The organism is Streptomyces sp. XY006, from assembly GCF_002237655.1.
Lineage (GTDB): Bacteria > Actinomycetota > Actinomycetes > Streptomycetales > Streptomycetaceae > Streptomyces > Streptomyces levis.
The window spans coordinates 1-7,523 of the sequence record NZ_NOKT01000062.1 but is presented as its reverse complement, the minus strand read 5'-3'; the positions used below and the strand labels follow the sequence as shown (position 1 = coordinate 7,523).

The window sequence follows — 7,523 nt, the reverse complement described above, 5'->3', positions numbered from 1 at the left end:
GCGTTCTTCATGTTCCTCTACCTGGAGGTCCTGGACGCGTCCTTCTCCTTCGACGGTGTGATCGGCGCCTTCGCCATCACCAACGACATCGTCCTCATGGCCCTCGGCCTGGGCATCGGCGCCATGTACGTCCGGTCGCTCACCCTCTACCTGGTCCGCCAGGGCACCCTGGACGACTACGTCTACCTGGAGCACGGCGCCCACTACGCCATCGGCGCGCTCGCCATGATCCTGCTGGTCACCATCCAGTACGAGACCAACGAGATCATCACCGGCCTCATCGGAGTCGTCCTGATCGGCGCCTCCTTCTGGTCCTCCGTCCGCCGCAACCACGCCCTCACGGCGGCCGAAAAGCACCCGGCCGAAAACCAAAAGCAGGCCGTTGCCGCGAGCTGACTGCCTCGGCGGCCCCCTCCGAGCCAGACGTCGGCCGTCTGATCGTCGCCACGAACTCGGAGGGTCAGATGCAGGCAGTACCACCACGCCGCCGCACAGAAGCAGACGCTCCTCAGCGACAGCGAAAGAGGATTGCCCACGCCGCAGGGCCGCAGTACAGGCCGGCCCGCCCTAGGCAGAGGTCGAACCCGGTAAGGTCGCCACGCTGCGGTAACTCGCTGCACCATCCAGCGACGAACAACAGTCATCCGTCGATCACGGCGACCACAGAGGTTGCAGCAAAGCACACCGCGAGGACGTCGGACCTGCCAGCCACTGCCCGACCGTCCCGCCCCCCAGGACGGGCAGCCGGTGGCCGTCCTGCCGGCGCAGGTGGCGGCGCAGTGGAAGCAGCGGGCGCAGACGAAGACCGTGCGGCGGCGCCGCAGTGACGGCACCTACGCCGAGGTCGTGTCCCCCCGTCTGGACGGTTCCACCCTGCTGATCGCGGTCCGGGCCCTCTACCTGGATCTCGCCCAGTGGGCCGGGGAAGAGCCGACGCGCTGGGGTTCCGGGGTCGCGCCCTGCCCGATCAGGGAGGCCGACCTCAACGTCAGGAGGCAAGGCCAGCGAGTCACAGCCCGCATGGACCAGCGCACCCATCAACGCCTGCCGGCCCTGCCAACGGTCGTCCACGCCGCGAAAGAACTGCTGGACAACGCCCAGGCTCGGCTGCAGGCCGTCCAGACAGCTCCGGCTGGCGGGCGGTTCGAAGCCCTCGGTGAGACCTTCACCCGCGCCAAAAGGCCAGGCTCCACCTGGGTCTACGACGCCGGCGGACGACGCCGGGATCTGGTTCAGCGGGAGCGCCGGGCCTTCTGGGGATGGGCGACGGTCGAGTTCCTGCAGCACACCGGAGCCGGATCGAGGAGATGCTGGAGGCCAGCCATCACAGTCTGATCCAGTACCGGCTGCCCACAACGGGCGAAGTCGTGCCTCTGCTGCAGATCGCTCCCTCGAAGACGGACCAGGAGCGTGTCCTGCTGGTCAGCCCCGAACTCGCCGACGTCCTGAGCACCATCATCACCCGTATCCGCGACCTGCGGGCCGGCGCCGTCCCGCAGGTCGCCGCCTACGACTACAACGAACGCGTGTGGAATCCGCCCATGCCGCTGCTGTTCCAGTACGACCGCAGCGGCGAAATCTGCGCCATGAACGGCGAGTTCCTCCGCAAATGCCTCAACGACGTCCTCGACGCCACCGGCCTGACCGACGCCGACGGCTGCCCCCTGGACTTTGACCCGCACGACTTCCGGCGGATATACATCACCGACGCCATCCGCAGCGGACTCCCCCGCACATCGCCCAGGTCATCGCCGGACACTCCGACATCAACACCACGATGGGCTGCAACGCCATCTACCCGGCAGACGCCATCGAAGCCCACCGCGCGTTCATCGCCCGTCGTCGATCACTCCGTCCCAGCGAGGAATATCGAACCCCGACGAACGAGGAGTGGGACGCCTTCCTCTCCCACTTCGAGAAGCGCAAACTCTCCTTGGGAACCTGCGCTCGGGCCTTCGGAACTGCGTGCATCCACGAGCACGCGTGCGTCCGATGTTCGCTCCTCCGCGCCGAGCCGTCCCAGCGAGGTCGCCTGCTCGAGATCCGCGACAACCTGCTCGATCGGATCGCCGAAGCCCAGCGCGAAGGCTGGCATGGGGAGGTCGAGGGCTTGGAGATCAGCTTGGCCGGCGCCGAGGAGAAGCCGACCCGGCTCGATGCCGCACTCAAACCCGCGGTGATCTACCTGGGCCTGCCCACCTTCGGTCAGATCGCCGGGCGGTCCAACACCCTCTGATCGTCCGTCTCGGTGGCGGGGAATCCTGGCCGAGACCCGAGCAAGGGCTGTTCGTCCTCGTGGCGCGAGCGGCGCGCCGCCAGCAGCCCTGACTGCTCGACCTACCCAGTGACAGCACTGGAGTCCGGCGGAGGCTCGCGATCCGTCGGCTCGTGCGCAGTGCTCGGGATGCTGCCCGGTGCCCAGCCGAGAACCTTCTCGAAACGGCGGGCCGCGAAGGGAACGGGCGGGCGTCCGCGATCACTTTCGTGAAGCCTGATGGTCGCCTGGCTCAACTGTGTGCGACGTGCAAGCTCCCTCACGGAGATGCCCTCGGCTTCCTGGAACTCGATGAGAGCGTTCGCCAGCCGCTCGGATTCTTCGCCCATGGCCAGAGCATTCCGCATCACGCACGCTCGGTCAGCATCCCGGCCTGATCCTCCCGCAACTTGCGCTTCCCGCCGCTCCATCGTGACCAGACCGAAGGAGATGGCGCCGGACCAAATGGTTCGGGGCACGGCACTCCTCCGCAGTCGCCCCGAGCACCACCAGCGTACGAATGCCTGCACCATCCGGCACCCTGTCCTCCCGGCCGTACCTGTCCCGCCGGAGGCCGTGCCGTCCGACGGCGCGCCGTGTTGTGGCAACCGGGTCCTGGGTGGTCAGTCGCGGAGGGGGCGGCCACCGCATAGAGCACCCAGGCTGGCATCTGCGCCGTGCACGCGGACGACAAACCTCAGGTGTGCCTGCGGCCTGGTGGTGGCAGGAACCTGGCTCTGTCTGTCTGCCGACCCTTCGACGGGGTGGCAGAGCTGCGCTGGGGCCAGCGGGTGAGGCCCAGCGGACGGGCTCGCGGCTTTGGCGGCTGACCAGGACGGGGCAGCTCTTGCCCGTTGGCGTGGTCCGGCTGAAGACCTCGGCGGGGAGGGTCAGCGTCCGAGCCGGGAGAGGGAGTTCTCGAGGGCTTCGGTCCATGGCAGCCAGCGGGTATCGGGGCCGGAGTGGAAGTCCCAGGCCATGCGGGTGCACGTGTAGCCGACGGCGGTGAGCCGCTCGGGGTGGGCGAAGGCGAGTCGCCCCCCGGCGCCCGAGTGGCCGAAGGAGCCTGGGCCGAGCATAGGCACCGCGGTGCGGTGGAGTTCGTAGCCCAGTCCGAAGCGCAGGGGGAAGGGCGCGGGCAGCCGGTCGAGTGGTGCCGGGGAGTGGAGGTGGTCGGTCTGCGGAGCGCGGGCCTCGTCGACGGTCTCCTGGTTCAGCAGGCGCACGCCGTCGACGGGGCCGATCAGGGCCGCGTACATGCGGGCCAGGGAGCGGGCGTTGGCGATGCCGTTGCCCGCCGGGATCTGCGCGGCGTGCATCTCGCGCCGGTTGAGCGTCGCTCCGTTCGCCGCCTGTGCCGCCGCGGCGACGTAGCCGCGTATCAGCCGGCTCCCGGTGTCGAAGCCGGCGTCGGCGAGGAGGCGCAGGAAGAGGTCGGGGTCCACGGCGGAACCGGCGTCGGTCTGGGGCACCACCCGGTGTTCCTCGTGCTCGGGCAGGCCGATCCACAGGTCCAGGCCGAGGGGGGCGGCGACTTCGTCGGCGAGGAACTGCCCGAGGGAGCGGCCGTCGACGCGGCGCACGATCTCGCCGGCGAGGTGCCCGAAGGTGACCGCGTGGTAGGCGAACGCGGTGCCGGGTTCCCACAGCGGCTCGGTGCGGGCCAGCGCGCCGACGGTCTTGTGCCAGTCGGTGAGAGCGTCCGCGGCGATCGGGGCGTCGGGGTCGAACGCGGCCAGGCCGGACCGGTGGGCCAGGACGTCGGCGACGGTGATGCGTTCCTTGCCTCCGCTGGCGAAGTCGGGCCAGTACGTGGCCACGGGAGCGTCGTAGTCCACCTCCCCCCTCTGCGCCAGGAGGTGGACGCAGGTGGCGGTCATGCCCTTGGTGCAGGACATGGTGAGGCACACGTGGTCGGGTCCGAAGGGACCGTGTGCGGTCGGGCGGGTGGTCCACAGGTCGACCACGAGTCGGCCGCGGTGGTACACGCACAACTGCGCGTTGCCGGGGTCGTCCTGCTGGGCGCGGGCGAAGGCGTCCATGACGTCTTCGAAGCCTGCGGTCACGGTCCCTTGGACGGGATGCGGCACGGGTGCTCCAGGTGAGGTGGTGGGCGGAGGGCGCGGTGAAGCGCGGGAGTGGGGACGACCGAGGAGATCCGACGGGCATGCCGGGGCACGCCGCCCCCCGTACGACTCCTACGCGGGAGCCCACACCGGGTGGTCAGCCGTCCTGCGCACCCGGACCGCGGCGCGTCAGGCGTCGGCCTGTGCCGACAGGCCGACGAGCTGGGCCACCAGGCCGGCGCGGAGGTTGGCGCGGAATGCCTCCTCGGGGTCGGGCTGGCCCATCTGGGCGCTCACTGCCGCGACGACGTCGGTGGGCCGGGCGTAGGGCCACAGCCCGGCGGTGATGATGAAAACGGCTCCCGCGAACTGGTGCGTCGCGGCAGCGGACAGTGCCGGGAGCGTCGCGGCGGTGAGGTCGGCGAGCCGGGCGGTGTTGGCGGCGGCGCGCTGTTTGAAGTCGCGGGCGAAGTCCAGGTCGATGTTGCGCTCCAGGACGCCGGCCATGACGCTGATGAGGTCGCACAGGACCGGGCGCTGCGCCAGGGTGTCGGCGACGGTGGCCGCGAAGACGCGCTCGGTGGCCCACGGCCCGTCGCATGGGGGCGGCGGGGGCGCGTCGAGGGTGTCGAGCCACTGCCTCCACTCGCGGTCGAGGATCTCGAGGAAGATGACTTCCCTGGAGCCGAAGTACCGCAGGAGCGCGGACTTGGCCAGGCCGGTGCGTGAGCCGATGTCACCGAGGCTCACGTCCGCCGATCGGCCGTCCGCGAGCAGGTCGCGTGCGGCGTCGAGGATGGCTTCCCGCCGTGCCGCGATCTGTTCGGGCCGGCGCGCCCGCTGGAAATTGGCGGTACTGCTCATGCAGGGAAGCCTAGACCTCCCGCTGCTCATGTCCCTTCGGCGGGACGCGGCAGGCGGGCCATGCGCAGGAGGTTGTTGCGCGCGCGGTCCGACCGGAACGGCGGGGCGGCATTGTCGCCCGCCAGGCGCAGCAGGAGCCGGCTGGCACGGACGACGGCCTTGGTGTTGGAGAAGGCGTCGAAGCCGACGCGGCCGCCCTTGTAGCGGCCCATCCCGCTCGGGCCGACGCCTCCGAACCCGATGCTGCCCGACATGGCGTGCAGTGCAGCGGCGTTGACGGTGACGCCGCCGGTGGACGTGGCGGTGACGATGTGCTCGATGGAGCGCCGGTCCCAGCCGAGGACGTAGAGGGCGAGCGCTTTCGGCTTGGAGTTGACGAGTGCGACGGCCTGGTCGACGGAGCGGTACGTGTAGACGGACAGGATCGGGCCGAAGATCTCCTCCTGGTCGACGCGGGAGCCAGGCTTCGGGTTCACGACAATGGTCAGGGGGAGCTGGCGGCGTTCGGGGCTGGGCGCCTCGGCGGCGTGGACGGGCGGCTGCAGGACGCGGACCCCAGAGGCCCGGGAGTCGTCGACGAGGGCGAGGATGCGGTCGTACGCCGGCACGCTGATCATGGCCGAGTAGTCGCGGTTGCCCTGGACCGTCGGGTACGTGCGGACCGCGGCGTCGAGTGCCGCGTCGAGGAAGTTCTCCAAGTGCTCCTCGGGCACGAGCGCGTAGTCCACCGACAGGCAGATCTGCCCAGAGTTGCCGAGCCGGCCCTGGACGATCTGACCGGCCATGGCGCGGATGTCGGCGTCGGGAAGGACGATCGCGGGGCACTTCCCGCCCAGTTCGAGGATGACCGGGGTGAGGTTCGGCGCGGCCGCCTCCAGGATGCGCCTGCCCGTGGCCGTACCGCCGGTGAACAGGAACTTGTCCCAGGGCAAGGCCGCGAAGTGCGCCGACGCCTCCACCCCGCCGGTGACCACGGCGAGCTCGCGCTCGTCGAAGTACTCCTGCACCAGCTGCCGGAACAACGCCGCAGTGCGCGGTGTCAGCTTGCTGGGCTTCACGACGACCCGGTTCCCGGCGGCCAGGGCGTCGATGGCGGGGTCGACGGCGAGACTGACGGGCGCGTTGAACGGCGACATGATGCCCACCACGCCCAGCGGTTCGGCGTACTCCCGGCTGCGGACGCCGAGCAGGCCGAGCGCACCGCTGGACCTGCGCCGCGGCCGCATCCACCCGCGCAGGTGGCGGCGCACGTGGGCCGCGTGAGCCATCCCCGGGTACAGGTCCGCGGCGAGAATCTGGTCCGGGCTGCGGTAGCCGAAGTCCGCCTCCAGCGTCGCGGTCAGGTCCCGATAGTGGTCCTGCAGCAAGCGCTCCAGGCGCTCGATGCGGTCGATGCGCTCCTCAGCACTGGGAGAGTCGGCCGGCGAGTACGCCGCACGCTGGGCGGCGAAGACGGCGCTGATGCGCTCGGGGCCGTCGACGGTCAGGGCAGCCGGGTCAGTGACTTCTGCGAGTGGGGTGAGCATGACGTCCTCCTCGGGTCAGCACATCCAGCATAAAAGAACGCCGTTCCATTAACAAGAGAACGCCGTTCTTTTAAGTGGCCAGCACCCGACGCTCGTCTCCGGTCGCGGAGCCGCACGACCACGCCCCTTGGGGTGCTCCTGTGACGGTCGGACCAGGAGGGCCCGCTACCGTTGCGCTGGTGAGCGTCCACCTGTGATCAGGACCAGTCGGCGCGTCCTACGAGCGACACAGCAGACATGCATGCCCCCACCACCTCGCGGCCCCGGCGAACGCCCCACCAACGGATCCGCGAGGAAGGGCGGCGCTCTCGAAGCGCTCCGCTCTTGCGCAAGAGCCTCGTCACGGCGGCCGCTGTCGCGGCCGGCGTACTGACTGCCCTGTCCTCCATGTCGGCGCACGCCGCCGAGTACAGCTCGGCGCTGAAGATCCGCGGAGTCCAGTACGACGCACCGGGGCGGGACTCCAACAGCTGCTCCTCGGGCAACACCGACCAGGAGTACCTGACGGTGAAGAACTACTCCTCGCGCCCGACGACCAACCTCAAGAGCTACATCGTCCAGGACGCCACCGGCAACCGCTTCACCTTCACCGCCAACCACTACCTGCAGCCCGGCGACTACGTGAAGCTGCGCGGCGGCCACGGCACCGACGCCGACACCCACAACGCCGTCTACCGCGACAACCGAAACTTCCTGTGGAACAACGCCAAGGACACCATCTACCTGCACAAGCCCTCAGGCAGCCGCGCAGACGTCCACACCTACACCCACCACAACAACGACCCCGACCGCAACGGCAACATCAACTTCCAC

7 protein-coding genes are annotated in these 7,523 nt (G+C 69.8%); 4 read left to right on the top strand and 3 right to left on the bottom strand.

Annotated features, from left to right (window positions below):
• The 3 genes from CHR28_RS36980 to CHR28_RS36965 form a co-directional block, all read left to right on the top strand.
• Positions 1-396: DUF475 domain-containing protein (locus tag CHR28_RS36980; protein ID WP_143655971.1), on the top strand; the 396-nt coding region annotated here is incomplete at its 5' end.
• Between the two features lie 351 nt (positions 397-747).
• Positions 748-1,335 (top strand): hypothetical protein, encoded by a 588-nt coding sequence (locus CHR28_RS36975; RefSeq protein WP_094058110.1) that lies wholly within the window; start codon positions 748-750, stop codon positions 1,333-1,335.
• Positions 1,336-1,777: 442 nt separating this feature from the next.
• Positions 1,778-2,236, top strand: a complete 459-nt coding sequence (locus tag CHR28_RS36965) for an integrase (protein ID WP_256984615.1) — start codon at positions 1,778-1,780, stop codon at positions 2,234-2,236.
• 908 nt (positions 2,237-3,144) lie between these two features.
• On the opposite strand, the gene CHR28_RS36955 is transcribed toward CHR28_RS36965, so the two are convergent.
• From CHR28_RS36955 to CHR28_RS36945, 3 genes are all read right to left on the bottom strand, one after another.
• Positions 3,145-4,320 carry a serine hydrolase domain-containing protein gene (locus tag CHR28_RS36955; protein WP_256984614.1) on the bottom strand — a complete coding sequence of 392 codons (1,176 nt, stop codon included), beginning with the start codon at positions 4,318-4,320 and terminating at the stop codon, positions 3,145-3,147.
• Between the two features lie 189 nt (positions 4,321-4,509).
• Positions 4,510-5,184, bottom strand: a complete 675-nt coding sequence (locus tag CHR28_RS36950) for a TetR/AcrR family transcriptional regulator (RefSeq protein ID WP_094058107.1) — start codon at positions 5,182-5,184, stop codon at positions 4,510-4,512.
• A 26-nt stretch (positions 5,185-5,210) separates the two neighbouring features.
• On the bottom strand, positions 5,211-6,710 hold the full coding sequence (locus tag CHR28_RS36945; protein WP_094058106.1) for an aldehyde dehydrogenase family protein: 1,500 nt from the start codon (positions 6,708-6,710) through the stop codon (positions 5,211-5,213).
• 324 nt (positions 6,711-7,034) lie between these two features.
• Between CHR28_RS36945 and CHR28_RS36940 the strand changes: the two genes are divergently transcribed.
• Positions 7,035-7,523: lamin tail domain-containing protein (locus CHR28_RS36940; protein ID WP_256984613.1), on the top strand; the 489-nt coding region annotated here is incomplete at its 3' end.

Coding starts and splice junctions, on each gene's coding strand:
- CHR28_RS36950 (WP_094058107.1), bottom strand. CDS start 5,184: ATGAGCAGTACCGCCAATTTCCAGCGGGCGCGCCGGCCCGAACAGATC.
- CHR28_RS36945 (WP_094058106.1), bottom strand. CDS start 6,710: ATGCTCACCCCACTCGCAGAAGTCACTGACCCGGCTGCCCTGACCGTC.
- CHR28_RS36965 (WP_256984615.1), top strand. CDS start 1,778: ATGGGCTGCAACGCCATCTACCCGGCAGACGCCATCGAAGCCCACCGC.